The sequence below is a fragment of the Microbacterium sp. HSID17254 genome (genome assembly GCF_003989315.1).
In the GTDB taxonomy this organism is placed as follows: Bacteria; Actinomycetota; Actinomycetes; order Actinomycetales; family Microbacteriaceae; genus Microbacterium.
Genome location: NZ_RBLT01000009.1, coordinates 72083 through 96419, shown reverse-complemented (window position 1 = coordinate 96419; position 24337 = coordinate 72083). Strand labels below are relative to the sequence as shown.

At 72.3% G+C, this 24337-nt stretch carries 23 protein-coding genes; 12 read left to right on the top strand and 11 right to left on the bottom strand.

Features of this window, described 5'->3' with window-relative positions; genetic code table 11:
• Positions 1-49: 49 nt before the first annotated feature.
• Genes D8M34_RS07505 through D8M34_RS07490 form a run of 4 tightly spaced genes read right to left on the bottom strand, consistent with a single transcriptional unit; the run spans position 50 to position 4241 of the window.
• Positions 50-1072 carry a hypothetical protein gene (locus D8M34_RS07505; RefSeq protein ID WP_025105328.1) on the bottom strand — a complete coding sequence of 341 codons (1023 nt, stop codon included), beginning with the start codon at positions 1070-1072 and terminating at the stop codon, positions 50-52.
• Entirely contained in the window at positions 1069-2304 is a 1236-nt protein-coding gene (locus tag D8M34_RS07500; protein WP_126893620.1) for an ATP-binding protein, read from the bottom strand. Before D8M34_RS07500 ends, D8M34_RS07505 begins: the two co-directional genes overlap by 4 nt.
• Positions 2294-2953: a response regulator transcription factor gene (locus tag D8M34_RS07495; protein ID WP_060923517.1), complete on the bottom strand. Its 660-nt coding sequence runs from the start codon at positions 2951-2953 to the stop codon at positions 2294-2296. The genes D8M34_RS07500 and D8M34_RS07495 overlap by 11 nt, the downstream gene beginning before the upstream one ends.
• Positions 2954-2996: 43 nt before the next feature.
• Positions 2997-4241, bottom strand: a complete 1245-nt coding sequence (locus tag D8M34_RS07490; protein ID WP_126893619.1) for a class I SAM-dependent RNA methyltransferase — start codon at positions 4239-4241, stop codon at positions 2997-2999.
• Between the two features lie 23 nt (positions 4242-4264).
• Between D8M34_RS07490 and D8M34_RS07485 the strand changes: the two genes are divergently transcribed.
• Positions 4265-4900: a Maf family protein gene (locus tag D8M34_RS07485; protein WP_126893618.1), complete on the top strand. Its 636-nt coding sequence runs from the start codon at positions 4265-4267 to the stop codon at positions 4898-4900.
• A 78-nt stretch (positions 4901-4978) separates the two neighbouring features.
• Positions 4979-6745, top strand: coding sequence for an ATP-binding protein (locus D8M34_RS07480; protein WP_126893617.1), 1767 nt, complete (start codon positions 4979-4981; stop codon positions 6743-6745).
• An 82-nt stretch (positions 6746-6827) separates the two neighbouring features.
• On the opposite strand, the gene D8M34_RS07475 is transcribed toward D8M34_RS07480, so the two are convergent.
• A complete protein-coding gene (locus D8M34_RS07475) occupies positions 6828-8276 on the bottom strand; it encodes an NAD(P)H-quinone dehydrogenase (RefSeq protein WP_025105680.1) in 1449 nt (482 codons plus the stop codon).
• A gap of 48 nt (positions 8277-8324) precedes the next feature.
• Between D8M34_RS07475 and D8M34_RS07470 the strand changes: the two genes are divergently transcribed.
• Genes D8M34_RS07470 through D8M34_RS07460 form a run of 3 tightly spaced genes read left to right on the top strand, consistent with a single transcriptional unit; the run spans position 8325 to position 11091 of the window.
• The gene (locus D8M34_RS07470) at positions 8325-9158 is read left to right on the top strand and encodes a purine-nucleoside phosphorylase (protein WP_025105679.1); all 834 of its coding nucleotides are present in this window, start codon (positions 8325-8327) and stop codon (positions 9156-9158) included.
• The gene (locus D8M34_RS07465; protein WP_126893616.1) at positions 9155-10825 is read left to right on the top strand and encodes a phospho-sugar mutase; all 1671 of its coding nucleotides are present in this window, start codon (positions 9155-9157) and stop codon (positions 10823-10825) included. Before D8M34_RS07470 ends, D8M34_RS07465 begins: the two co-directional genes overlap by 4 nt.
• A gap of 2 nt (positions 10826-10827) precedes the next feature.
• Positions 10828-11091 (top strand): HPr family phosphocarrier protein, encoded by a 264-nt coding sequence (locus D8M34_RS07460; RefSeq protein WP_062636571.1) that lies wholly within the window; start codon positions 10828-10830, stop codon positions 11089-11091.
• 3 nt (positions 11092-11094) lie between these two features.
• On the opposite strand, the gene D8M34_RS07455 is transcribed toward D8M34_RS07460, so the two are convergent.
• Complete coding sequence (locus D8M34_RS07455; RefSeq protein WP_126893615.1) at positions 11095-13017, bottom strand: BglG family transcription antiterminator; 1923 nt, start codon at positions 13015-13017, stop codon at positions 11095-11097.
• 163 nt (positions 13018-13180) lie between these two features.
• Between D8M34_RS07455 and D8M34_RS07450 the strand changes: the two genes are divergently transcribed.
• The 7 genes from D8M34_RS07450 to D8M34_RS07420 are packed head-to-tail and all read left to right on the top strand — an operon-like array spanning position 13181 to position 19454.
• The gene (locus D8M34_RS07450; RefSeq protein ID WP_025105675.1) at positions 13181-13498 is read left to right on the top strand and encodes a PTS sugar transporter subunit IIB; all 318 of its coding nucleotides are present in this window, start codon (positions 13181-13183) and stop codon (positions 13496-13498) included.
• Positions 13495-13776 carry an HPr family phosphocarrier protein gene (locus tag D8M34_RS07445; RefSeq protein WP_062636567.1) on the top strand — a complete coding sequence of 94 codons (282 nt, stop codon included), beginning with the start codon at positions 13495-13497 and terminating at the stop codon, positions 13774-13776. Before D8M34_RS07450 ends, D8M34_RS07445 begins: the two co-directional genes overlap by 4 nt.
• On the top strand, positions 13773-15458 hold the full coding sequence (gene ptsP, locus D8M34_RS07440) for a phosphoenolpyruvate--protein phosphotransferase (protein ID WP_126893614.1): 1686 nt from the start codon (positions 13773-13775) through the stop codon (positions 15456-15458). The genes D8M34_RS07445 and ptsP overlap by 4 nt, the downstream gene beginning before the upstream one ends.
• Entirely contained in the window at positions 15455-17089 is a 1635-nt protein-coding gene (locus D8M34_RS07435; protein WP_126893613.1) for a PTS mannitol transporter subunit IICB, read from the top strand. Before ptsP ends, D8M34_RS07435 begins: the two co-directional genes overlap by 4 nt.
• Positions 17086-17520 carry a PTS sugar transporter subunit IIA gene (locus tag D8M34_RS07430; RefSeq protein WP_126893612.1) on the top strand — a complete coding sequence of 145 codons (435 nt, stop codon included), beginning with the start codon at positions 17086-17088 and terminating at the stop codon, positions 17518-17520. Before D8M34_RS07435 ends, D8M34_RS07430 begins: the two co-directional genes overlap by 4 nt.
• Complete coding sequence (locus D8M34_RS07425; RefSeq protein WP_126893611.1) at positions 17517-18671, top strand: mannitol-1-phosphate 5-dehydrogenase; 1155 nt, start codon at positions 17517-17519, stop codon at positions 18669-18671. The genes D8M34_RS07430 and D8M34_RS07425 overlap by 4 nt, the downstream gene beginning before the upstream one ends.
• A gap of 36 nt (positions 18672-18707) precedes the next feature.
• Positions 18708-19454, top strand: coding sequence for an alpha/beta hydrolase (locus tag D8M34_RS07420; RefSeq protein ID WP_126893610.1), 747 nt, complete (start codon positions 18708-18710; stop codon positions 19452-19454).
• On the opposite strand, the gene D8M34_RS07415 is transcribed toward D8M34_RS07420, so the two are convergent.
• From D8M34_RS07415 to D8M34_RS07395, 5 genes are read right to left on the bottom strand one after another with little or no spacing between them, the layout of a single operon-like run.
• Positions 19451-20320 (bottom strand): carbohydrate kinase family protein, encoded by an 870-nt coding sequence (locus D8M34_RS07415; protein ID WP_126893609.1) that lies wholly within the window; start codon positions 20318-20320, stop codon positions 19451-19453. The two genes, D8M34_RS07420 and D8M34_RS07415, sit on opposite strands and share 4 nt — an antisense overlap.
• Before the next feature lie 27 nt (positions 20321-20347).
• Entirely contained in the window at positions 20348-21454 is a 1107-nt protein-coding gene (locus tag D8M34_RS07410; protein ID WP_126893608.1) for a polysaccharide deacetylase family protein, read from the bottom strand.
• Between the two features lies 1 nt (position 21455).
• Entirely contained in the window at positions 21456-22571 is a 1116-nt protein-coding gene (locus D8M34_RS07405) for an adenosine deaminase (RefSeq protein ID WP_126893607.1), read from the bottom strand.
• 48 nt (positions 22572-22619) lie between these two features.
• Positions 22620-23933 (bottom strand): thymidine phosphorylase, encoded by a 1314-nt coding sequence (locus tag D8M34_RS07400; RefSeq protein WP_126893606.1) that lies wholly within the window; start codon positions 23931-23933, stop codon positions 22620-22622.
• Positions 23930-24328: a cytidine deaminase gene (locus D8M34_RS07395; protein WP_025105664.1), complete on the bottom strand. Its 399-nt coding sequence runs from the start codon at positions 24326-24328 to the stop codon at positions 23930-23932. Before D8M34_RS07395 ends, D8M34_RS07400 begins: the two co-directional genes overlap by 4 nt.
• Positions 24329-24337: the final 9 nt, after the last annotated feature.

The following is a 24337-nucleotide window of genomic DNA, read 5'->3' as shown; positions in this document are numbered from 1 at the left end:
ACTGTCCGCACGGCGAGGGGCAGGCGGATTCGCCGCCCCTCGCCCACTCTCATCTCCGCGCGTCAGACGTCGTCCCGCGCCGCTCCCTCGTGATCTCGTGCCACAGGTCTACGGAATCGTCGTCCGATGCCCGCAGACCCGCGCGACCGACGACGGTGACGGCGACGAGCGGGTCTCGTGCGGAGCGGATGATGATGCGCCCCGTCCCGGCGCTGCGGAGCACCGACGCGAGCTCGTCGCGGATCTCCATGCGGCGGCCCTCGTCGACGCCGTCGAGTCCGCCCTCGTCGAACACGGTCACCGAGGCGCCGCGACGGCGGGCGGCATCGATCGCGTTGCGGACGTCGTCGTTCAGCAGGTCCGCCCCGCGCAGCTCGTCGCGGAGGCGCCCCTCGGCGAGCCGCGCCTCCAGCCGCTCGTCCTCGTCGAGCTGGCCGCGTGACGCCACCACCCGGCTGAGGACGGGGCCGGCGACCGCGAGGGCGAACTGGGTACGGAGGCGGCGCTCGCGCTGGCGCACCCGTTGCGTCGCGTGCCAGGCCGACACCGCCTGCTGGATCTCCGACAGACGCTCCGTGTCGCTCACGGCGCGGTCCCAGAACATCACCAGGAGCTGGGCGACCGCGACCCACATGATCGACCCCACGACGCCGAGGTTCAACGCCACTCCGAACCCGAGGGCGGCGGAGGCGGCGACGACGAGCACGACCAGCGTTGCCCAGCCCGCCCACGCGCGGCGACGGACCACGCAGACGATGCCGAGCAGCCCCAGGGCTCCGATGTACCAGGTGGCGAAGGGCGCCGTCCGATCGTCGGGATCCAGCGAGAGGGTGACCAGCACCGGGATGACCGCGCTCGCTCCGAGGGCGAGGAGCGCCGACCACAACGGCATGCGCACCGTGACCGGACTCCCGAGGATCGCGATGTTCACCACCACGAGGTACACGGCGATGGCGAGGACCATGAGCAGCGGAGCCGTCGGCTGCTCGATCCACCAGATCCCCCGGGCGACGAAGTACAGCGCGAAGCCGACGGCGAGCGAGGTGGCGACGCTGCGGACGGTCCGGTTCATGAGCGCTCCCACCCCAGGGTCACGACGGTGCCTTCCGCATCCGAGGAGATGTGCGCGGTCCCGGCCACACCGGCCATGCGGGCGAGGATCGAGGCGCGGATGCCGAGCCGGTCGGGACCGATGGCGTCGACGTCGAAGCCGCCGCCGGTGTCCGAGATCGTCACGGCGATGCCCTCGTCACCGTGACCGACGACGAGGATGTGCAGACCACGACCGTGGGCGTGCGCGACGGCGTTCCCGATCGCCTGGCGGGCGGCGAGCACGAGGGCCCGCGCGGCCCGTCCCGGGATGAGGCCGCTGCCGCCGCGCTCCTCCACGATGGCGTCCGCGCCCAGCTCGGAGAGTGCTCGTCGCAGTTCCACGACGATCTGCGCGGCCCCCACCGGCTCGTCGCTGCCCTCCTCCGCGACCGCCGCCTCGGTGTTCGCGAGCCGCGTGAGGGCCTCCCTGGCCATCGCCACGGCGAGCTCCCGTGCCCGCTCGCCCTCCGCGCGCTCGGCGGCGATGAGAGCCGCGAGGACGCTGTCGTGCATGAGGGCCGACATCGCGACCCTCTCCTCCTCCGCAGCCGCGGCCGCGGCCGCCGTGGCATACGAGGCCACGGCCGTCCCCCGCGCTTCGTCCACGCCCGCGGCGACCGAACGGAACATCCAGCCGAGCGACACGATCACGACGCCGAGGATCAGCGTGAAGGAGACGTCGAACGCCGTCGTCACCCAGAACTCCCGGGAGAACTCCCCCTGCACCAGACGCACGTACCCGTAGACGAAGGGCACGCCGACGGCCCATGCGAACTGCAACCGCACGGGGAAGGCCAGCATCGCCGCCACCACGCCCACGTTCACGAGGAAGAAGATCCACGGCTGGTCGCCCGCCACCTTGTCCGTGGGGTCGACGACGACGGGCCACGCCGCGAGCGCGAGCACGTACACGACGGCGAACACCCCCGCGGCCAGGCGCACGCCGCGTCCGACCAGACAGGCGACGAGCATCGCGGTCAGCGGTACGAAGACGGCGACGAGCATCGAGATGTGGGGCGCGTCCGCGCGGGACATCGTCTGCACGGCCGCGATCAGCGCCTGCGCTCCGAGCACGGCCGACCCCAGGGCGACGACGATCGCGAGGATGCGCTCCATCCGCTTGCCGGTGAACCGCTCGAAGCCGTTCTCCGCGCTGCCGGGAGAAGGGATCTTGCTCCAGGCGTCGCGGACGCTCAGCGGCTCAGCGGGCACTCGGCGCCCCGTCGGCCGTCACGATGCCGTCCTCCATCGCGCGCCGCAGCAGATCGACCTTGGTGGGCGCCGGCCGACCGACCTCGACGTACTTCACCCGGATCCGGGTGATGTTCTCCTTCGCCGTGGAGTACGCGACGCCGAGACGCTCGGCCACGGCCTTCAGCGGCAGGCCCGTCGCGTACAGACGCAGCACCTCCCGCTCGCGGCTGGACAGCTGGGCATCGGCGAACGCGCGGTCGCCGTCGACCGCACTCGCCCATTCGACGTTGTTCAGCGCCTCGCCCTGGGCCACGGTGCGGATCGCGTCCAGCACGTCGTCGAGGGCCGACGACTTGCTGACGACACCGGCCGCCCCCGCCGCCAGCGCCTCCCGTACCGCTGCGGGCCGGTCGGCGACGCTGTGGATCACGACGCTGGCGCCGTCGGCGACGAGGGACACGACGTTCTCCGTCACCGTCGTCCCGTCCCCCAGCGTCAGGTCGAGCACGACGACGTCGGCCGGCGGGGCACCCGTGGAGGACCGCCACACGAGGTAGGAGCCGACCGTGCTCCCGGTGAACACGACGGTCTGCCCGTCCCTGGCGCACGCGGCCTCGAGGCCGAGGCGGACGGACTCGTGGTCGTCGATGAGGGCGACGGTGCTCATGCCCACAGCCTAGTGAGTCGCGGACCGGGGGCCGGGAATGCGCTCACCGGGTGAGCAGGGCGACGACCTCGAAGTGATGCGAATGCGGGAAGAGGTCGAACCCGCGGAGCGCGTCGACCTGCCACCCCAGGCCCCGGAAGGTACCGAGGTCGCGCGCGAGGGCGACAGGGTCGCAGGCGACGTAGGCGATCGCGGACGGAGCCAGCGCATGCACGCCCTCCACGACCGCGCGCCCGGCGCCGGATCGGGGCGGGTCGAGCACCACCGCCCCCGTCGCGCCCCCGCGCCGCGGCTGCTGCAGGAAGCGGTCGACCCGGGCCGTGACGGCGGTCACGTCGAGCGGGGCGAGGTTCGCGGCGGCGTGCTGCGTCGCGCGGCGGCTGGATTCGACGGTCACGACGTCGGTGCCGCCGAGATCCGCGAGAGTCCGCGCGAACAGGCCCACTCCGCCGTACAGGTCGTAGTGCGTCGCGTCCGGTTCCACGTGTCCGTCGAGCAGCCCGTACACGGCGCCGTCGAGGACGGAGGCGGCGCGGGGGTGCACCTGCCAGAACCCGCCGGCGTCGACGTCGAACGTGCGGTCGCCGACGCGCTCCTGCACCACCTCGGGCTTCGGCCGGGGGCGGCGGTCCCTGGGCGCCCGGCGCTCGGTTTCGGGGTGCCGGAGGATGCGCACGCGACCGTCCGCGGGCTCCACGAGCTCGATGCGCCCGGGCTTCTCGCCCTGCAGGGCCAGGGCGGCCTCGGCGATCGCGGGGCGGGCGAGCGGGTAGGTCGACACCGGCACGACGCGGTGGCTGCGGGCGGCGAAGGGACCGATCCGCCCGGCATCGTCGACGTGCAGGGTCACCCGCGTGCGCCACCCCGTCCCGTCGCCGGACTCCACGGCCTCGATCTCCGGGGCGTCGAGTCCGGGACCGGCGAAGCGGTCGAACGCCTCCGCCAGCACCTGTCGCTTGAGCGCGCGCTGGTGGTCGAGCTCGATGTGCCCGAGGTCGGCGCCGCCGGGTCGCTGGGCGGGGTCGTGCGCGACGTCCGCCTCCGGCCAGATGTGCGGCCGGCGATGCGGTGAGGCGTCGAGGACCTCGAGCGTCTCGGCGCGCCAGAAGCTCCGGGTGTCCGGCTCCCCGGCGGCGGGGGACGGATCCAGCAGGCGGGCACGGACGCGCTCGCCCGGGATCGCGTCCGAGACGAAGATCACGCGGCCTTCGTGACGGGCGATGAAGGTGCCTCCGTGGGCGATGCCGGTGATGTCGAGATCGAGCACGTCGGCTGCGGAGGAAGTCATCCTTCGAGGATACGGTGGTCTCCATGCGCGTCTGCCTCGCCTCCACCTCCCCCGCCCGGCTCATGCTGCTGCGTCAGGCCGGCATCGAACCCCTCACGCTGTCGCCGGAGGTGGACGAGGACGCCCTCGCCGCCGCGGCCGAGGAGCGCATGGGTCCCGTCGCACCCGCCGACCTGGTGCTGCTGCTCGCCCGCGCCAAGGCCGCGGCCGTCGCCGAGCGGCTGGCCGCCGAGGGCGCGTTCGACGGCATCGTCATCGGCGGGGACTCGATGTTCGCGCTCGGGGAGCGGGTGTACGGCAAGCCCTACACGCCGGAGGAGGCCACACGCCGGTGGCAGGAGATGCGCGGTGCCACGGGCGTGCTGCACTCCGGGCACTCCGTGTTCCGTGTCTCCCCCGGCGCGGCTCTCGTCGAGGCGACCGCGGTCGCGGAGGCCGCCGTGACGTTCGCCGAGGACATCGGCGATGAGGAGATCGCCGCGTACGTGGCATCGGGGGAACCGCTGCACGTCGCCGGGGCCTTCACCGTGGACAGCCTCGGCGGCGCCTTCATCACCCGGGTCGAGGGCGATCCCTCCACCGTGGTGGGCATGTCGCTGTCCACCGTGCGCCGCCTCACCGCCGACCTCGGGGTCCGGTGGACGGATCTGTGGTCGTAGACTCCCCTCCACGTTTTTCCCTCTTTCTTGTCGAGAGTCGTCAAAAGTATCGGGATGCTACTCGCTAGGCTGGCAACCATGCCTGAAATCGCGAAGGTGCTCGTCGCCAACCGCGGCGAGATCGCCGTCCGCATCGTCCGTGCCGCTCGTGACTCCGGGATCGCCTCGGTCGCCGTCTACGCCGACCAGGACAGGGACGCGCTGCACGTGCGCCTGGCCGACGAGGCGTACGCGCTCGGTGGCGCGACCAGCGCCGAGACGTACCTCCAGATCGAGAAGATCCTCTCCGTCGCCCGCCGCGCCGGTGTCGACGCCGTGCACCCCGGCTATGGCTTCCTCGCGGAGAACGCCGAATTCGCGCGCGCGGTGATCGACGCCGGGATGATCTGGATCGGCCCCTCCCCGGAGGCGATCGAGGCGCTCGGCGACAAGGTCACCGCCCGCCACGTGGCCGAGAAGGTCGGCGCGCCCCTCGCGCCCGGCACCGCCGGCCCGGTCTCCGGTGCCGACGAGGTCGTCGCCTTTGCCCAGGAGTACGGTCTGCCGATCGCGATCAAGGCGGCCTACGGCGGCGGCGGACGCGGCCTCAAGGTCGCCCGCGAGCTCGACGAGGTCGAGGAGCTGTTCGAATCCGCCACCCGCGAGGCCGTCGCCGCCTTCGGCCGCGGCGAGTGCTTCGTGGAGAAGTACCTCGACAAGCCCCGCCACGTCGAGACCCAGTGCCTCGCCGACGCCGAGGGCAACGTCGTCATCATCTCGACTCGCGACTGCTCGCTGCAGCGCCGGCACCAGAAGCTCGTGGAGGAGGCACCGGCCCCGTTCCTCACGCCCGAGCAGAACGAGAAGCTCTACTCGGCGTCCAAGGCCATCCTCAAGGAGGTCGGCTACGTCGGCGCGGGCACGTGCGAATTCCTCATCGGCGCCGACGGCACGGTCTCCTTCCTCGAGGTGAACACCCGCCTCCAGGTCGAGCACCCGGTGTCCGAGGAGGTCACCGGCATCGATCTCGTCCGCGAGCAGTTCCGCATCGCCGCCGGCGGCACGATCGACTACGACGACCCCCAGCCGCAGGGCCACTCCATCGAGTTCCGCATCAACGGCGAGGACCCGGGTCGCGGGTTCCTCCCCCAGCCGGGCCCCATCCACGTCTTCAAGACCTTCGGCGGCCCCGGCATCCGCCTCGACTCCGGTGTGACGGCCGGAGACGCGGTCTCCGGCGCGTTCGACTCGCTGCTCGCGAAGATCATCGTCACCGGCAAGGACCGCGCCGAGGCCCTGGAGCGCGCGCGTCGGGCCCTCGACGAGTTCGAGGTCGCCGGTCTGCCCACCGTCATCCCCTTCCACCGCAAGGTCGTCCGCGACCCCGCCTTCACGGCCGAGGACGGGACGTTCGGGGTGTACACGCGCTGGATCGAGACCGAGTTCGACAACGACATCCCCGCGTGGGACGGCGAGCTCGAGGCGCCGGCTCCGGCGAACGCCCGGCACACCGTGGTCGTCGAGGTCGGCGGCAAGCGCCTCGAGGTCAGCCTGCCCGATCGCGTCGCGGTCGCGCCCGGCACCACCGGCCGCCCGGCGGCCGTGCCGCCGTCGCGCCGCAGCCACGCCACGGTCGCCAACGCCGGTGCGTCCGGTGACGCGGTGAAGTCGCCGATGCAGGCCACGGTCGTCAAGGTCGCGGTCGAGGAGGGGCAGCAGGTCGTCAAGGGCGACCTCGTCGTCGTCCTCGAGGCGATGAAGATGGAGCAGCCGCTGCAGGCGCACAAGGACGGCGTGGTGGGCAACATCGACGCCGCCGCGGGCACCACGGTCTCCGCCGGCCACCAGCTCCTCACGATCTCCTGACCCCGAGACCCCGCTTTCACGCCGAGACCCCGGGCTGCAGATGTCTGCAGCCCGGGGTCTCGGCGATTGCGCGGGGTCTCGGTCAGGAGATGTTCACGAGGTGCATCGCGCGGCTCGCGTCGGTGATGCTGCTCGAGAGCGAGGGGTACGCGGCGAACACGCGGGAGACCTGGTCCACGGTGAGGCGACGCTCGACCGCGATCGCGATGGGGTAGATCAGCTCCGAGGCCTTCGGCGCCACGATCACGCCGCCGATCACCGTGCCGGAGCCCTTGCGGGCGATGAGCTTGACGAAGCCGTCCTTGATGCCCATCATCTTCGCGCGCGGGTTAGCGGCGAGTGGGAGCTTGTAGACCATGCCGTCGGCGAGGCCGTCCTCCACGTCCTTGACGCCGTATCCGACGGTCGCGATCTCCGGCGCCGTGAAGATGTTGGAGGTGATCTTGATGAGCTCGAGCGGGATGACGATGTCCCCCAGCGCGTGGAACACCGCCGTCCGCCCCTGCATCGAGGCCACCGAGGCCAGCGGGAAGAAGTTCGTGCAGTCCCCGACCGCGTACACGTTCGGCACCGAGGTGCGCGCGACGCGGTTCACCCGGACGTGACCGGAATCGTCGAGCTCGACGCCGGCCTCCTCCAGGCCGATGCCCGCGGTGTTCGGGATGGAGCCGACAGCCATGAGGCAGTGGCTGCCCTCGACGGTGCGACCGTCCGACAGGGTCACGGTGACGCCGTCGCCTGTGACCTCGACCTTCTCGGCCCGCGACTTGGACAGCACCTGCATGCCGCCGCGCTTGAACACCTTCTCCAGCACCCGCGCCGCATCCTGGTCCTCGCCGGGGAGGACCTGCTCGCGGCTGGAGACGAGCGTGACCTTCGCCCCGAGGTTCATGTAGGCGGACGCGAACTCCGCGCCGGTCACGCCGGAGCCGACGACGATGAGGTGCTCGGGCAGCGCCTTCATGTCGTAGAGCTGGGTCCACGTGAGGATGCGCTTGCCGTCGGGCTTGGCGGAGTCGAGTTCGCGCGGCGAGGCGCCGACCGCGACGACGATGGTGTCAGCCTCGACGCGGTCGAAGTCCGTGCCCCGCTCGCCCGTGGAGACGACGATCGCGTTCGGACCCTCCAGCCGGCCGTGACCGGAGAGGATCCGCACGCCCGCGTCGAGGAGGGTGGTGCGCATGTCCTCGGACTGCTGACCGGCCAGCGCCACGAGGCGCTTGTTCACGGCGGCGAGGTTGATGGCGATCTCCGGCTTGAGCGGCTTGCCGTTCTCGCCCTTGGCGTAGAAGTTCACGCCCAGGTCGCTGGCCTCGGAGATGGCGACAGCGGCGTCCGCCGTCGCGATGAGGCTCTTCGACGGCACGACGTCGGTGAGCACGGCCGAACCGCCGACACCGACGCGCTCGACGAGGGTGACCTCCGCTCCGAGCTGGGCGGCCGCCAGGGCCGCCTCGTAACCGCCGGGTCCGCCGCCGAGGACGGCGACGCGCTGAGTGCGCTCGAAAGTGGTGGAAGACATGCTCTCCATTCTTCCGCAATCCTGGCACCGGAGCCTGCCACTTCCTAGAGTGGATCCATGCCTGAAACCCACAGCAACCCCCTCGACGACCCCGCTGCGAACCCGTTCGAGGTCGCAGCCGAAGCCGCCGCCGACATCGCGCGGCTGACCGGCGTCGAGAAGCACGACATCGCCCTCACGCTCGGCAGCGGCTGGGGCAAGGCGGCCGACCTCATCGGCGAGACCGTCGCGACCATCCCCGCGACCGAGGTCACCGGATTCTCGAAGCCCGCTCTGGAGGGCCACGTCGGCACCCTGCGCAGCATCCGGACGCCGGGCGGGAAGAACGTCCTCGTCATCGGCGCCCGCACGCACTACTACGAGAACCACGGCGTGCGCCGGGTCGTGCACAGCGTCCGCACCGCCGCGGCGACCGGGGCGAAGATCATGGTCCTCACCAACGGCGCCGGCGGCATCCGCGAGACGTGGAAGCCCGGTCAGCCCGTGCTCATCAGCGACCACATCAACCTCACCGCCGACTCCCCGCTCGAGGGCGCGACGTTCATCGACCTCACCGACCTGTATGCGAAGCGCCTGCGCGACATCGCCCGCACGGTCGACCCCACGCTCGACGAGGGCGTCTACACGCAGTTCCGCGGCCCGCACTACGAGACCCCGGCCGAGGTGCAGATGGCGAAGCACATCGGCGGGCACATCGTCGGCATGTCCACCGCGCTCGAGGCGATCGCCGCGCGCGAGGCCGGCATGGAGATCCTCGGGTTCTCGCTCATCACGAACCTCGCCGCCGGCATCCAGCAGACGCCGCTCAGCCACGCCGAGGTCATCGAAGCCGGACGCGAGGCGGAGCCGGTGATCTCCGCCCTGCTGGCCCGGGTGGTCGAGGCCCTGTGAGCGAGGAGCGGCTCGCCCAGGCCCGCGCCTGGCTGCGCCAGGACCCGGATCCGCAGACCCGCGACGAGCTCGCCGGCATCGTCACCCGGGCCGCCTCCGGGGACGAGGCCGCCGTGGCGGAGCTCGACGACCGCTTCGGCAGCCGTCTCGCGTTCGGGACGGCGGGACTGCGCGGCGCCCTCGGGGCTGGGAGCAACCGGATGAACCGGGTGCTCGTCTCCCAGGCCGCGGCGGGCTTCGCGGCGTACCTGCGCGAGCGGGCCGCCGGGGCGACGCCGACGGTCGTGATCGGCTACGACGGACGCCGGAACTCCCGGGTGTTCGCCCAGGACTCCGCGGAACTGTTCGCCGGGGCCGGCCTGCGCGCGATCCTGCTCCCCCGCCTGCTGCCGACGCCCGTGCTGGCCTTCGCCGTGCGGCACCTCGGCGCCGATGCGGGCGTGATGGTGACCGCGAGCCACAACCCGCCGGACGACAACGGCTACAAGGTGTACCTCGGCGGCGCGGATGCCGGCTCGCAGATCGTCGCTCCCGCCGACGCCGAGATCGCCGCCCACATCCAGCGGGCCGCGAACAGCGGCGACGTGCGGGCTCTGCCGCGGTCCACCGCCTACGAGACCGCGGGCGAGGATCTCGTCCAGGCCTACGTCGCCGCCACCGCCGCCGTCGCCCCGGCGCCCGCGGGGGCCCGCCGCCTGCGCTGGGTCTACACCGCGATGCACGGCGTCGGCTGGGAGACGGTCGCCCGCATCCTCGATGCCGCCGGCTACCCGCGACCGATCGTGGTCGACGAGCAGCTGCATCCGGACGCGACGTTCCGCACGGTCTCCTTCCCGAACCCGGAGGAGCCGGGGGCCATGGATCTCGCGTTCGCCAGGGCCAGGAGGGCGAAGGCGGACTTCATCCTCGCGAACGATCCGGACGCCGACCGCCTCGCCGTGGCCATCCCGGACGAGACCTCCGCGGACGGCTGGCGCCGTCTCACGGGCAACGAGGTCGGCCTGCTGCTCGGTGCCCGCGCCGCGCGCGCCGCGGACGGCACCCCGGGCGCCTCGCTCGCCTGCTCGCTCGTCTCCTCCCCCGGGCTCGGCGCCATCGCCGCGCAGCACGGGCTGGACTTCCACGAGACGCTCACCGGGTTCAAGTGGATCTCCCGGGCCCCTGGCATCGTCTTCGGCTTCGAGGAGGCCCTGGGCTACCTCGTCAACCCCGAGACCGTGCGCGACAAGGACGGCATCTCCGCCGCGGTCGCCGTGCTCGGCCTGGCCGCCGAGGCCCAGGAGCGCGGGCTCACCCTCGCCGACCTCGTCCGCGAGGTGGGCGACACGTACGGGCACTTCGCGAGCGCGCAGGTGTCGGTCCGGGTGGCGGATCTGTCGCTCATCGGCACGGTGATGCTGTCGCTGCGCTCGCTTCCGCCCACGCAGATCGCAGGGCGTTCGATCGCGTCGGCCGAGGACCTGCTGCAGAGCGCTCCGGGGCAGCCCTCCGGAGACGTGCTGCGGTACCGGCTCTCGGACGGCTCGCGGGTGATCGTCCGGCCGAGCGGCACGGAGCCGAAGCTCAAGGTGTACATCGACGCCACGGGTGATTCCGCCGAGGCGGCCGCAGCGGCCGTCGCCGAGCTGGAGGCGGGCGTCCGGATCCTCCTGGACGAGCGCTCCTGACCATGCCCGTCCGCCACGTCGTCGTCAGCGCCCACAACGGCGTGCACGCACGACCGGTCGCGGAGCTCGTGCGCCTCGCGCAGGCGCACGAGCTCCCGGTCACGCTGCGCACCGCGGACGGTGCGGCGGTGGATCTGCGCAGCGTCCTCGCGGTGATGGACCTGGCCCTCGCCCCCGGAGACGCCGTGACGCTGGAGACGCCGGCCGGCCCGGCATCGGAGAGCGTCCTCGACCAGCTCGCCCTGGTGCTGGCCCCCGACGCCTGAGCCTCAGCCGTCGATCACGGCGACGAGCTCGTCGAGGAAGCCTTCGAAGGTCGCGCTGCGCCGGACGATCCGCTGCACGCTCTCGCGCTCGCTGAACACCTCCACGAGCTGCTCGAACACGGTCTGGAAGGCGGCGCGGTCGCTCTCACTGAAGGCGGCCAGCGCGACGACCTGCACGCGTCCCTCGCCCCAGGCCGCCGACCCCTCCGCCACGCCGAGCGCGATCGCCGTGCGGGCCGCGGTCATCTGCAGCGCGTGCGGCACGGCCAGCGCGTCGGTGAATGCCGTGGAGGACATGCGCTCCCGGACGATCGTGTTCTCCACGTAGTCGTCGCCGATCAGGCCGGCCCGCACGAGCGGCGCGCCGAGCCGCCGGATGATGGCCTCCTCCCCTTCGTCCGGAAGAGGATGCACGAAGGCGTCGGGGTGGAAGTAGCGCGCGAGCTCCTCTCGGAGCCGTGCCAGCCGCCGCCCCCGGCGCAGGCGCCCGGCGGCCTGCTGGATGCGGTCGACGTCCGCGTCCGTGAGGAACGGCTGGATGCGCACGAACCGGTCGCCCGAGGCCCCGGGCTCGATCGTGCTCAGCACCAGGGCGGTGTCGAACGACGCCCAGTCCGGGTCGACGTTCGTGACGACGCTGGTGACCTCGATCGCGGAGCCCAGGGAACGGTCCACGCTCGAGCGCAGGAGTTCGTGGAGCTCGTAGTAGCCGGGGCAGACGATGGTCGCGGTGAGGATGGACTCCGCCTTGCGGCTCCGTTCCAGCCGGCCCCCGACGTGCATGGCGATGTAGGCGATCTCGTCGTCGTGGATGGGCGTGCCGAGCCGGTCGTGCAGACCGCTCGCGATCGACACCGCGACCTCGAAGATCATCGGGTAGGTCGTCTTCAGCGAGCGGGTCAGCGGATTGCGGGTGAGGGCGCTCTCCTCGGCGCGGCGCAGGAGGTTCTGCACGTGCAGCGCGAGACGGAGCACGAAGGTCTCGTCGACGAGGTCGACGCGGTAGTCCTCCGCGGCCCGCGCGATCTCCGCGCGGACCGCCGCCTCCACGTCCGGGGCGACGCCGCTGCGGGCGAGCTCCTGCGCCGCCTCGCCACCGGGGGCGACGATCCGGGTGAGGACCAGGGAGGCGAGGTGACCGCTGTCGCCCTCGCCCAGGACCACAGTGAAGTGCTCGGCCGCGAGGCGGGCGATCACCGCGCCCACCCGCGGGATCTCCGGTCGGGCTCCCACCGGCGGCGCGTCGAGGGCGCGCCCGGCGGCCACCCGCTCGGCGGCGATCGCGATGTGCAGCAGCACGTCGGCGATCGCGAGTTCGTTGACGTAGTAGCCGAGCTCGCCGAGCTCTCCCACCAGGGCGGACTTGAAGGGTCCCACCGCCCGCGCATCCACCGCCGTGCCGGAGAGGGCCCGCCGGAAGATCTCGGGGTGGAAGGAGGCGTCGTCCATCTCGTCGTGCGCGAGGCGGCTGAGCAGCCGGCGCTGGGCGGCCTCGTCTCCGCGGAGCCGCACCCGCTCCCGTGCGCGTTCGAGCGTGAGGTCCGTGCCGTCGAGGAGGCCGCGCACCCGCACGAGGTCCGCCTCCAGCGTCGCCTCGCTCACATGCAGGGCGTCCGCGGTGTCGAAGACGTCGATCCCCTCCTCCGCGTCCAGCAGCAGCCGGACCAGGGCGTGCAGCCGTTCGCGGGGCGCGGAGTCGCCGCCCTGCCGCACCCGGAGCGCACCGCGGGCACCGGGGCCCGCCCGATAGCCCGCCGGGCCGGACTCGACGACCGCGGCGCCGGGCGTGCGGGCGTTCAGGGCCGCGACGTAGGAACGGATGCTGCGGGGCGTCACGCCGAGGAGGTCGGCCAGCGTGCCCGCGGTCGCCCAGCCCTCCTCGCGCAGCAGGGCGGCGAGGAGCTGGTCCTGACGCTGGCGCGACATGATCCCTCCGAGTTCCCGTGCTGACGGCACTGTCCGACTGCTCTCCATGATGACAGCCTCCGGCGACAGGGGCGCGGCGAGCAGGGTTCCGCAGGGGCGGAAGAGAACGTGTTGGTGCCACCGCGGCCTGGTTTCCCAGACTGTTCTCAGGAAGGTGACATCGATGAGGATTCTCGTGGTCTGCGGCGCCGGGGCGTCGAGCACGTTCGTCGCCCAGCGCCTGCGCACCGCCGCCGCCGCGGCGGGACTGGACTGGGACGCGGACGCCGGCGTCGAGAGCACCGTCTCCCTCGGAGGGCACGACCTCGTCCTCGTGGGCCCACACCTCCGCGAGCGCCTCGGCGCCATCCGCGACCTGACCCGCGCGCCCGTCGCGGTCTTGCCGGATGACGTGTTCGCCGATCGCGACGGCGGCCGCACGCTTCTCCTCGCCCAGTCGACCCTCGCCGCTGCCGGCGGGGCCCCGAAAGGAACACCATGACCGCCACCCGCACCGTCCGCATCGGCTCCTCGCATGGACTGCACGCCCGGCCCGCCAAGATCTTCGCGCAGGCCGCGAAGGACTCCGGCCTCGCGGTCACGATCGCCAAGGACTCCGGCAAGCCGGTCAACGCCGCGAGCATCCTCGGGGTGATCGCCCTGGCGATCGAGCACGGCGACTACGTGACGCTCACGGCCGACGGCGACGGCGCAGAGGGGGTCCTGGACACGCTCACCGAGCTGCTGACCACCGACCACGACCAGGACGCCGCCGGATGAGCGCGCTGCGAGGGGTGGGCATCGGTCTCGGCGTCGCGCAGGGACCGGTCGTCCGCATGACTGAGGCGCTGCCCGCGCCCGAGAACACGCCGAGCACCGCGGGGGCGGACACCGAGCGTGCGCGGGTCCGCGAGGCCGTCGCCGTCGTGGCGCAGGAGCTGACCCAGCGCGGCGAGGCCGCCGGTGGTGCGGCGCAGGAGGTGCTCGAGGCGCAGGCGATGATCGCCGAGGACCCCACCCTGCAGGACGAGGTCGACAGCAGGATCGACGCCGGCGCCACCGCGGAGTGGGCCGTGCACGACGCCTTCGCGGGTTTCCGGGCCACGCTCGAAGCCGTCGGCGGCTACCTCGGTGAGCGCGCCGCCGATCTCGACGACATCGCGCAGCGGGTGCTCGCCCGGCTGCGCGGCGTGGAGGCCCCCGGCGTGCCCGACCCTGGGCACCCGTTCGTCCTCGTGGCGCGCGACCTCGCGCCCGCCGACACCGCGCTGCTGAACCTCGACCAGGTGCTCGCCCTCGTCACCATCGACGGCGGCCCGACCTCCCACACGGCGATCCTCGCCAGGGAGAAGGGCATCGTGGCCGTGGTCGGCGTCGGCGACGGCCACGCCCTGACGACCGGGGAGACCGTGATCGTCGACGCGGCCGCGGGAGTCATCACCCGTGAGCCGACCGATGACGAGCGCGCCCGCGCCGCCGAGCGCGCCGCCGCCCGCCGCGCCGCCGACGACGCCCCGCTCACCCCCGGCGCGCTCGCCGACGGCATTCCGGTCGCGCTGCTCGCGAACCTGGGGAAGCCCGCCGACGCCGCCGACGCGGTCGCGCGGGGAGCCGAGGGCGTCGGCCTGTTCCGGACGGAGTTCCTGTTCCTCTCCGCGTCGCAGGCCCCGACGGTCGCCCAGCAGCGGGACGCCTACCGCGAACTCCTGGAGGCCTTCCCCGGCAAGAAGGTCGTCGTGCGGATGCTCGACGCCGGGGCCGACAAGCCGCTGGCCTTCCTCAACGACGCCCACGAGGAGAACCCGGCCCTGGGATTGCGCGGCCTGCGGGCGCTCCGCGCGAGCGAGGACATCCTCCGCGAGCAGCTGACCGCGCTGGCCGAAGCCGAGGCCGCGACCGACGCCGACCTGTGGGTCATGGCACCCATGGTGGCCACCGTCGAGGAGACCGTGTACTTCACCGGCCTCGCCCGCGAGTACGGACTGAAGACGGCCGGCGTCATGGTCGAGGTGCCCTCCAGCGCCCTGCTCGCCGACCGGGTGCTCGCGCACGCCGACTTCGCGTCCATCGGCACCAACGACCTCACGCAGTACACGATGGCTGCGGACCGCCTCCTCGGCTCCGTCGCGTCGTTCCAGGACCCCTGGCACCCCGCGGTGCTGCGCCTGGTGCGCGAGGTCGGCGCGGCCGGTGCCCGTCTCGGCAAGCCCGTCGGCATCTGCGGCGAGGCCGCGGCCGATCCGCTGCTCGCCGTCGTCCTCGTGGGCCTCGGTGCGACGAGCCTGTCCATGGCACCGTCCGCCCTCGCCGACGTCCGCCAGGCGCTCGCCGCCCGGACTCGCGACGATGCCCTCCGTCTCGCGGAAGCCGCGCTCGACGCGGACGACGCCCCCTCCGCCCGCACCGCTGCGGCGACCCTCGCCGCGGCACTCCCCCCTCATCAGAAAGAGACCACATCATGACGACGACGTCACCCGCCGCCACCGCCCCCGGTGGCCTCCGCGTGGGCGTGCAGCGTTTCGGCACGTTCCTCTCCGGCATGATCATGCCGAACATCGCGGCCTTCATCGCCTGGGGCTTCATCACGATGCTCTTCATCCCGAAGGGCTTCTTCGGGGCCGAGAGCCCGTTCGGCTGGCACTGGGCCGGCGTCGCCGAGATCATCGGCGGCGGCGGCGACTCCGCCGTCCTCGGCTGGCAGGGCGCGATGACCGCGGTCGCCGAGGGCGCGGACGGCAACATCCTGGCCTACGTGGGCCTGGTCGGCCCGATGGTCACCTACCTGCTGCCCCTCCTGATCGCGAACACGGCCGGACGAATGGTCTACGGCGAGCGCGGCGGCGTGGTGGCCACGATCGCGACCGTCGGCGTGATCGTCGGGACGAACATCCCGATGTTCCTCGGCGCCATGATCATGGGCCCGATCGCCGCGTGGATCATGAAGCAGGTCGACAAGCTGTGGGACGGCAAGATCCGCCCCGGCTTCGAGATGCTCGTCAACAACTTCTCCGCCGGCATCCTGGGCATGATCCTCGCCATCGTCGGGTTCTTCGCCTTCGGCCCGGTCATGCTCGGCATCAGCGCCGCGCTGGGGGCGGCCGTCGACTGGCTCGTCTCGCTCAACCTGCTGCCGCTTGTGTCGATCATCGTCGAGCCGGCCAAGGTGCTGTTCCTCAACAACGCCATCAACCACGGCGTGTTCACCCCGCTGGGGATCGAGCAGGCCGCCGAGACAGGCAAGTCGATCCTCTTCCTCATCGAGGCGAACCCCGGCCCCGGCCTCGGTCTGCTGCTCGCCTTCACCTTCTTCGGGGTCGGCGCGGCGAAGGCCTCCGCTCCCGGTGCCGCCATCATCCAGTTCTTCGGCGGCATCCACGAGATCTACTTCCCGTACGCGCTCAGCAAGCCGACCACGATCCTCGCGCTCATCGCGGGTGGAGCGGCCGGTGTGACCACCAACATGGTCCTCGGCGGCGGGCTCGCCTTCCCGGCGGCCCCGGGCAGCATCATCGCCGTGACCGCCGCGGCCATCGGCCTCGGCGTCGCCAACCTCCTCGTCGTCTACCTGTCGGTCATCATCGCGGCGACCGTGACGTTCCTCATCACCGGCGTCATCCTGCGGGCCTCGCGCAAGCGCGACCTCGCCGCCGAGGGCGACGCGTTCGGCGCGGCCATCGCGCAGACCGAGGCGAACAAGGGCAAGTCGTCCGCGGCGATGGACGCCCTGCGCACCTCGACCGCGACGACGGCTCCGGAGAGCACGCCGGCTCCCGCCACCACCGCCGTCGCGGCGGCCCCGATCGAGACCATCGTGTTCGCGTGCGACGCCGGCATGGGCTCGTCCGCCATGGGTGCCAGCGTGCTCCGCAACAAGCTGAAGAAGGCCGGAATCGAGGGCGTCACCGTCACGAACGCCGCGATCGCCAACCTCGACGGCGCCGCCGACGTGGTCATCACGCAGCAGCAGCTCACCGACCGGGCCACGGCGAAGTCGCCGGACTCCCTGCACGTGTCGGTGGACAACTTCATGAACTCGCCGAAGTACGACGAGGTCGTCGAGATGGTCAAGGAACAGCGAAAGGACGAAGAATGAGCGTTCTCACTGCCGAGCAGGTCCGCATCCACCCGGGAGGCGCGTCGCGCGACGACGCCCTCCAGGAGGCGACGGACATCCTCGTCGCCGCCGGTGCGGTGACCCCGGCGTACGTCGACGCGATGCGCCAGCGCGAGGAGACGGTGTCGACGTACATGGGCAACGGCCTGGCCATCCCGCACGGCACGAACGAGGCGAAGGACGCCATCCTCGCCTCCGCCCTCTCCGTCGTCCGGTACGACGGCGGCGTCGACTGGGACGGCGAGCAGGCGCGGTTCGTGATCGGCATCGCCGGCGTCGGCGACGAGCACCTCGACATCCTGTCGCGCATCGCGATCCTCTTCTCCGATGAGGACGACGTCGCCCGGCTGGAAGCGGCGGCGACGCCGGACGAGCTGTTCGCTCTCCTCTCGGAGGTGAACGAGGGATGAAGGCGGTCCACTTCGGGGCGGGCAACATCGGGCGCGGTTTCGTCGGCCTGCTCCTGCACGAGGGCGGTTACGAGGTCGTGTTCAGCGACGTCGCGGACGCGCTCGTGGAGGCGATCGACCGGGCGGACTCGTACACCGTGCACGAAGCCGGCCCCGGAGGGACCGACCACGTCGTCTCCGGGTTCCGTGCGGTGAACAGCCGCACGGACCCCGCCGTGGTCGCGGAGGAGGTGGCGACGGCCGACGTCGTCACGACCGCCGTGGGCCCCACCGTGCTGCGGTTCGTCGCCCCGTCGATCGTCGCCGGACTCGCGCTGCGCTCCCCCGAGGCCGCGCCGCTGCAGGTGATGGCCTGCGAGAACGCCATCGGCGCCACCGATCAGCTGCGGCAGGAGATCGTCGCCGCGGCGGGGCCGGATGCCGATACGCTGCTCGGCCGCGCCGTGTTCGCGAACACCGCCGTCGACCGGATCGTGCCCGCGCAGCCGGAGGGCGGCGGCATCGACGTCACGGTGGAGCCGTACTTCGAGTGGGCGATCGAGGCCCGGCCGTTCGGCGACACCCCGCCGCGCATCCCCGGCGCCCACTTCGTCGACGACCTCGCTCCGTACATCGAGCGCAAGCTCTTCACTGTGAACACCGGTCATGCCGCCACCGCGTACTTCGGTGCACGGGCGGGCATCGAGCGGATCTCGGACGCCCTCGCGGACGAGGCGATCGCCGCGCAGGTCTCCGCGGCGCTGGAGGAGACCTCTGCGGTGCTGGTCGTCGAACACGGTCTCGACCCCGCGGAGCTCGCGCAGTACCGCGCGACCATCCTCGAGCGGTTCCGCAATCCCGCGCTCGTGGACACCGTGCAGCGCGTCGGCCGGCAGCCGCTGCGGAAGATCTCCCGGCACGAGCGCTTCATCGGTCCCGCGGCGATGGCCGCCGAGCACGGGATGTCGACGGACGCGCTCGTGGCGGCCGTCGCCGCCGCGCTGGAGTTCGACGACCCTGCCGACGAGCAGGCGGTCGAGCTGCAGACGCTCCTCCGCTCCGAAGACCCGGCAGGCTTCACCGTCCGCGCCACGGGGCTCGATCCGGAGCACCCGCTCTTCCCCGCCGTCCGCGACGCGGTGGCGCTCCGTCAGGCGGCACTCGCCGGCTGAGCGGACGCGGCGTCCGGGCGGAGTAGCGTTGCTGCTGTGCAGCAGAAGCCCCGACGCCGCGTCCTGAGACGAGTCCTGTGGAGTGTGGTGATCGTCCTCGTGCTCGCCGTCGGCGGGATCCTCGTGTGGAGCCAGGTCGGCGTCATGGCCGCGGAGCCCGAACCGCTCGCCGCCGTCCGGGAGAACCCCGCGATCACGGTGAACGATGCCGAGGAGGGGATCGTCCTGGAGCCGGCGGACGGCGCCTCGGACCGCGGACTCGTCTTCATCCCGGGGGCGAAGGTCGACCCGTGGGCCTACGCCTCGATCCTCCAGGGGATCGCGGAGGAGGGCACCACGGTCGTGATCACGCGGCCCTGGCTCAACCTCGCCTTCTTCGATCCCCGCGGCCTCGGCTCGTTCACGAGCGCGGCGCCCGACGTGGACACCTGGGCCGTGGGCGGCCACTCCCTCGGCGGGGTGCGCGCCTGTCAGCTCGCGACGGACGCCGATGCCCTCGTCCTCTTCGCCTCCTACTGCGCGACCGACCTCGCCGGAACCGACCTCCCGGTGCTCAGCGTCTCCGGCGGTGAGGACGGCCTCTCCACACCCGAGAAGATCGCGGACGCCCGATCCGAGCTCCCCGCGGACGCCGAGTTCGTCGAGATAGACGGCGCCTCCCACGCCTCCTTCGGCGACTACGGGCCGCAGTCCGGTGACGGCACCCCGACCATCGACGACGAGGAGATGCACGCCGAGATCACCGAGGTCGTCGGCGGCTTCCTGGAGCAGGTCGCTCCCTAGGCCGCCCGCGGATCCCCGAGGATGGGGTCGAGCAGCGGATGCAGGTGCCGGGTGGTCAGCACTCCGGCCGCCGAGCGCGCACCCGCCGAGAGCGCCGATGCCAGGTCCGCCCCCGCCAGCCGCGCGTCGAGGACTCCGGCCAGGAACGCGTCGCCCGCGCCATTGGTGTCGACGACGGTGATCGGCAGCGCGGGCACCCGCAGCTCGGCGCCGTCCGCTCCGACCGCGACCGCTCCCTCCGCGCCGAGCGTGCACACCGCGAACGCCGCTCCCTCCGCGACGACGGCGCGGAGGAACTCCACCGGCGCGGCCAGCCGATCCGCGTTGCAGAAGACCGCCGCGGCCGCCGCCAGGAAGGGCCGGTGGTACCCGTCGACGCCGTCATAGTCGTGCACGTCGACCCAGAGCGGCGTGCCACTGGCCGCCGCGAGCGGGAGCAGCCGCCGCGGCTCGGCGGCGAGATCGAGTACGACGGCGTCGGCTGCGGCCATCTCGGCGGCATGCGCGGCATCGTCCGTGCCTGTCGTCTCCGCTGGAGTGGAGAGGTACAGCGACACCCGGTCGCCCTGCGCCGTCATGAGGTTGAGGTGCCGCTCCGTGGTTCCATCCGTCCACTGCGCGACCACCCCGGCCGCCTCCAGTGCCGCACGCACCCGGAGCCCCTCCTCGTCCTCCCCGGCGACGGCATGCAGCACGACGGATCGGCCGAGCGCCGTCAGGCTCAGCGCCTTGCCCGCACTCGTGCCGCCGACCGTCTCCCAGCTCGCCTGCGCGAACTGCATGTGCGGCACGGGCTCGGGGAGTCGGTCGAGGAGGACCATGCGGTTCCAGGAGGCGGGACCGGCGAGGAAGACGGAAGCGGGCATGCCCTCATCCTCGCGCCTCGTGAGGGGTCACCCGATGCGCGACACCAGGGCATCCAGGCCCATTCCGTAGTCGATGCGCACGACGGGGAGTGCCAGCTTGTCCGTCCCGATCACCACGTATCCGGGATCGATGGTCCGCGCCAGCTCGTAGCCCGCCTGCCGGACGCCCTCCTTCGCCGTGTCGTCGTAGTGGCCGAACGGGTAGGCCACCACCTCGCGGACGCCGAGCACGTCCCCCGACGTGGTGAGATCGGCGGCGATCTGCGCGGGCGTCCCGTTGACCATGCGTCCCCTGCCGTCGTCGCCGGCCTGATGCATGTCATGGGTGTGCGAGCGCCGCTGGACCCACGGCGAGGGCGCGGGGTCCTGACGATAGGCCGTGACCATGAACGAGGTGCTGAGGAGCCGGTGCGCGTCCACCACCGGCACCGCGAGGTCGAACCACGTCTGATCGGCGTCGTCGTCGGTGATGATCACGCTTCGCGCCGGGAGGGAGAGCCGCCCGTCGATGAACGCGCTGAGCTCGTCCCAGGTGGGCAGATAGAAGCCGGTGCTCGCGATGTGCGCCATGTGCGCCTCGAAGTCGCCGATGTACGCGTAGTTGCCGCGCAGCCACCCCTTCTCCCCCGCCGGGTCGGCCGTGAACTGGTGGTACATCAGGATGGGCACGCGCACGCCCTCGGCCGCGTTCTCCTCGGGCGTCTTCCAGGCGGCGAAGAGCTCCGTCTGCTGCTGCTGGCACGCGACGGGATCCGCGCCGTTCACCCGTGCTTCCACCGTGAAGGCGGCGGCAGCGTCGGCGCTGGCGTACCAGCCCGCGAACACCCGACCGTCGAGCCGAGGGATCGGCAGCCCCCGATACGGCTCGTCCTGGAGCTGCAGCATCGGCGCGGTCGGCGCCCCCTCGCCGCGGAAGGTGACCGCGCACGCGCGGGGATCGTCCGCGTCCGCCAGGATCTGCTGCGACGGCGTGAGCGGAGGCGCCGTGACGCTGCCCTGGGCCTTCGGAATCCGCTCTTCCGGCGTGCGATGGAGCCCCGCGAACGCCGCGACGGCCCCTCCGACGATCACGACGGCGACGAGCGCGCCGACGACTCCGGCTCGTGACCGCGACGACCTCCCCCCGGAGCGCATGTCAGGCGTCGAAGCCCTCGGCGATCATCTCGACGAGTTCCTCCCGTTCCTCGACGGGGAGGAAGGCCGCGGCGGCGGCGTTGAACTGGAAGGCCTCGAGGTCGTCGAGGTCGTACTCGAAGGTCTGCACGAGCAGCGCCAGTTCCCTAGTGAGCGAGGTGGCGCTCATGGTGCGGTTGTCCACGTTCACGGTCACCGCGAAGCCGAGCTGGTAGAGCAGGTCGAACGGGTGATCGGCGAGCGTCTTGCCCCACGCGGCGACCGCCCCCGTCTGCAGGTTCGACGACGGGGAGAGCTCCAGCGGGATCTCCCGGTCGCGCACCCAGCGCGCGAGGTCGCCGAAGCGCACCTGCACCTCGTCGCCCTCCTGAGTGACGACCTCGAGGTCCTCCGCGATGCGGACGCCGTGTCCGAGGCGGAGCGCACGACCGTCCAGCAGCGCCGAGCGGATCGAGGCGAGGCCCGCCGCCTCCCCCGCGTGCACGGTCACCGGGAAGAAGTTCTCGGAGAGGTAGTCGAATGCCGCGCGGTGGTCGGACGGCGGGAAGCCGTCCTCGGGTCCGGCGATGTCGAAGCCGACGGCCCCCCGTCCGCGGAATTCCACAGCGAGCTCGGCGATCTCCCTGGCCCTGTCGGTGTGCCGCATGGCGGTGAGGAGCTGTCCGACGCGGATGCTGCGACCGTCCCGGTCCGCCGCGTCCTCGCCCTCCTCGATCCCCTGCTGCACGGCCTCGACGGCGTCCTCCAGCGAGAGACCGCCGGCCTGGTGCTGTTCCGGTGCCCAGCGCACCTCGCCGTAGATGACGCCGTCGGCCGCGAGGTCCTGCACGAACTCGCGCGCCACGCGGGTCAGTCCCTCCCGGGTCTGCATGACCGCGGTGGTGAGCTCGAAGGTCTTCAGGTACTCCTCCAGCGACCCTGCGTCGCTCTTCTTCGCGAACCAGGAGCCGAGCGCCGCCGGGTCGGAGGCCGGGAGGTCGAGACCGATCGCGTCGGCGAGCTCGATGATCGTGGCCGGACGCACGGCGCCGTCCAGGTGGTCGTGCAGCGACACCTTCGGCAGACTCCGCAGGGAGACGCCCTGGATGGCGACGTCGCCGTTCGCATCGATCGACATGGGGATCCTCTCGGTCGCGGGGTGTCCGTCCAGGCTAGCGCCCGGGCCTCACGCCGTGATGCGCTCGCGGACGATCGGACCCACGGTCGGCGCCTCGTCGCCGAGCTCCCAGGCCCCTTCGAGTGCCTCGATGGCCCGGGGGAAGCGCGCCTCGTCCGCCGCCGACAGCGTGAACAGCGGCTGCCCGGCGGCGACCCGGTCACCGGGCTTCGCGTGCAGGTCGATGCCCGCCTCGAAGATCACCGGGTCCTCGGCCCGCGCGCGGCCGGCGCCGAGACGCCACGCGGCGATGCCGAAGGGGAGCGCGTCCATCCGGGTCACGACGCCGTCCGCGGGCGCCGTGACGACGTGCGTCTCCCTCGCGAGCGGGAGGGCCGCGTCGGGGTCGCCGTCCTGGGCGCGGATCATCGCCTTCCAGGTGTCCATGGCGCGGCCGTCGTCCAGCGCCGCCTCCACGTCCGCATCGGGCCGGCCGGCCAGGGCGAGCATCTCCCTGGCGAGCGCGATGGTCAGCTCCCGCACGTCGGCGGGTCCCCCGCCGGCGAGGATCTCGACCGACTCGCGGACCTCGTTGGCGTTGCCGATCGCGCGGCCCAGCGGGACGTTCATGTCGGTCAGCAGCGCCGTGGTGGCGACGCCGGAGTCGGTGCCGAGCGCGACCATCGTGCGGGCGAGCTCGCGGGCGCGGTCGATGTCCTGCATGAAGGCGCCGGAGCCGAACTTCACGTCCAGGACGAGGGCGTCGGTCCCCTCGGCGATCTTCTTCGACATGATGCTGGAGGCGATCAGCGGGATGGCCTCCACGGTGCCGGTCACGTCGCGGAGCGCGTAGAGCTTCTTGTCGGCGGGAGCGAGACCAGAGCCCGCGGCGCAGATCACGGCCCCGACGTCACCCTGCATCTGCGCGAACATCTCCTCGTTGCTGAGCGCCGCGCGCCAGCCGGGGATCGACTCCAGCTTGTCGAGCGTGCCGCCGGTGTGGCCGAGACCGCGGCCGCTGAGCTGCGGGACCGCCACGCCGAACGAGGCGACAAGCGGCGCGAGCGGCAGGGTGATCTTGTCGCCGACGCCGCCCGTGGAGTGCTTGTCCACGGTCTTCTTGCCGAGGGTCGCGAAGCTCATCCGCTCGCCGGACGCGATCATCGCATCGGTGAGGACGCGGATCTCGTCGCGCTCCATGCCGCGCTGGAAGATCGCCATCGCGAAGGAGGCCATCTGCGCGTCGGACACATAGCCGCGCGTGTAGGCGTCGACCATCCACCGCAGAGCGGGCTCGGGCACGACGCCCCCGTCGCGCTTGGCCCGGATCACATCGACCGCGTCGAACGGCTCGATGGCTCCCTGAGCCTGTCCAGCGGTCATCGTGCTTCCTCCAGGTCGCGCGGCCCGAACGCATCGGGCAGCACCTCGTCGATCGTGCGGATGCCGGAGACCGTCTCCAGCAGCATGCCGGGTACGGCGTGCTCGAACAGCAGCTGCCGGCATCGGCCGCAGGGCATGATGGTCTCGCCGTCGTTGTTCACGCACACGAAGGCGACGAGCTGGCCGCCGCCGGACATGAACAGGTCGCCCACGAGCGCGCACTCGGCGCACAGCGTGACGCCGTACGAGGCGTTCTCGACGTTGCAGCCGGCCACGATCCGCCCGTCGCTGACGAGCGCCGCCGCCCCCACGCGGTAGCGCGAGTACGGCGCGTACGCCTTGGTCATGGCCTCAGCGGCGACCTGGCGCAGCTCGTCCCAGTCGATGTCCGTCATGGTGATGGT

Bases quoted from the DNA above. Each gene is read 5' to 3' on its own strand.
- ptsP (WP_126893614.1), top strand. From the start codon at position 13,773: ATGAGCGCGCTGCGAGGGGTGGGCATCGGTCTCGGCGTCGCGCAGGGA.
- D8M34_RS07415 (WP_126893609.1), bottom strand. From the start codon at position 20,320: ATGCCCGCTTCCGTCTTCCTCGCCGGTCCCGCCTCCTGGAACCGCATG.
- D8M34_RS07400 (WP_126893606.1), bottom strand. From the start codon at position 23,933: ATGACCGCTGGACAGGCTCAGGGAGCCATCGAGCCGTTCGACGCGGTC.
- D8M34_RS07405 (WP_126893607.1), bottom strand. From the start codon at position 22,571: ATGTCGATCGATGCGAACGGCGACGTCGCCATCCAGGGCGTCTCCCTG.
- D8M34_RS07470 (WP_025105679.1), top strand. From the start codon at position 8,325: ATGCCTGAAACCCACAGCAACCCCCTCGACGACCCCGCTGCGAACCCG.
- D8M34_RS07410 (WP_126893608.1), bottom strand. From the start codon at position 21,454: ATGCGCTCCGGGGGGAGGTCGTCGCGGTCACGAGCCGGAGTCGTCGGC.
- D8M34_RS07485 (WP_126893618.1), top strand. From the start codon at position 4,265: ATGCGCGTCTGCCTCGCCTCCACCTCCCCCGCCCGGCTCATGCTGCTG.
- D8M34_RS07430 (WP_126893612.1), top strand. From the start codon at position 17,086: ATGAGCGTTCTCACTGCCGAGCAGGTCCGCATCCACCCGGGAGGCGCG.
- D8M34_RS07495 (WP_060923517.1), bottom strand. From the start codon at position 2,953: ATGAGCACCGTCGCCCTCATCGACGACCACGAGTCCGTCCGCCTCGGC.
- D8M34_RS07435 (WP_126893613.1), top strand. From the start codon at position 15,455: ATGACGACGACGTCACCCGCCGCCACCGCCCCCGGTGGCCTCCGCGTG.
- D8M34_RS07450 (WP_025105675.1), top strand. From the start codon at position 13,181: ATGAGGATTCTCGTGGTCTGCGGCGCCGGGGCGTCGAGCACGTTCGTC.
- D8M34_RS07455 (WP_126893615.1), bottom strand. From the start codon at position 13,017: ATGTCGCGCCAGCGTCAGGACCAGCTCCTCGCCGCCCTGCTGCGCGAG.
- D8M34_RS07425 (WP_126893611.1), top strand. From the start codon at position 17,517: ATGAAGGCGGTCCACTTCGGGGCGGGCAACATCGGGCGCGGTTTCGTC.
- D8M34_RS07445 (WP_062636567.1), top strand. From the start codon at position 13,495: ATGACCGCCACCCGCACCGTCCGCATCGGCTCCTCGCATGGACTGCAC.
- D8M34_RS07480 (WP_126893617.1), top strand. From the start codon at position 4,979: ATGCCTGAAATCGCGAAGGTGCTCGTCGCCAACCGCGGCGAGATCGCC.
- D8M34_RS07505 (WP_025105328.1), bottom strand. From the start codon at position 1,072: ATGAACCGGACCGTCCGCAGCGTCGCCACCTCGCTCGCCGTCGGCTTC.
- D8M34_RS07460 (WP_062636571.1), top strand. From the start codon at position 10,828: ATGCCCGTCCGCCACGTCGTCGTCAGCGCCCACAACGGCGTGCACGCA.
- D8M34_RS07395 (WP_025105664.1), bottom strand. From the start codon at position 24,328: ATGACGGACATCGACTGGGACGAGCTGCGCCAGGTCGCCGCTGAGGCC.
- D8M34_RS07490 (WP_126893619.1), bottom strand. From the start codon at position 4,241: ATGACTTCCTCCGCAGCCGACGTGCTCGATCTCGACATCACCGGCATC.
- D8M34_RS07475 (WP_025105680.1), bottom strand. From the start codon at position 8,276: ATGGAGAGCATGTCTTCCACCACTTTCGAGCGCACTCAGCGCGTCGCC.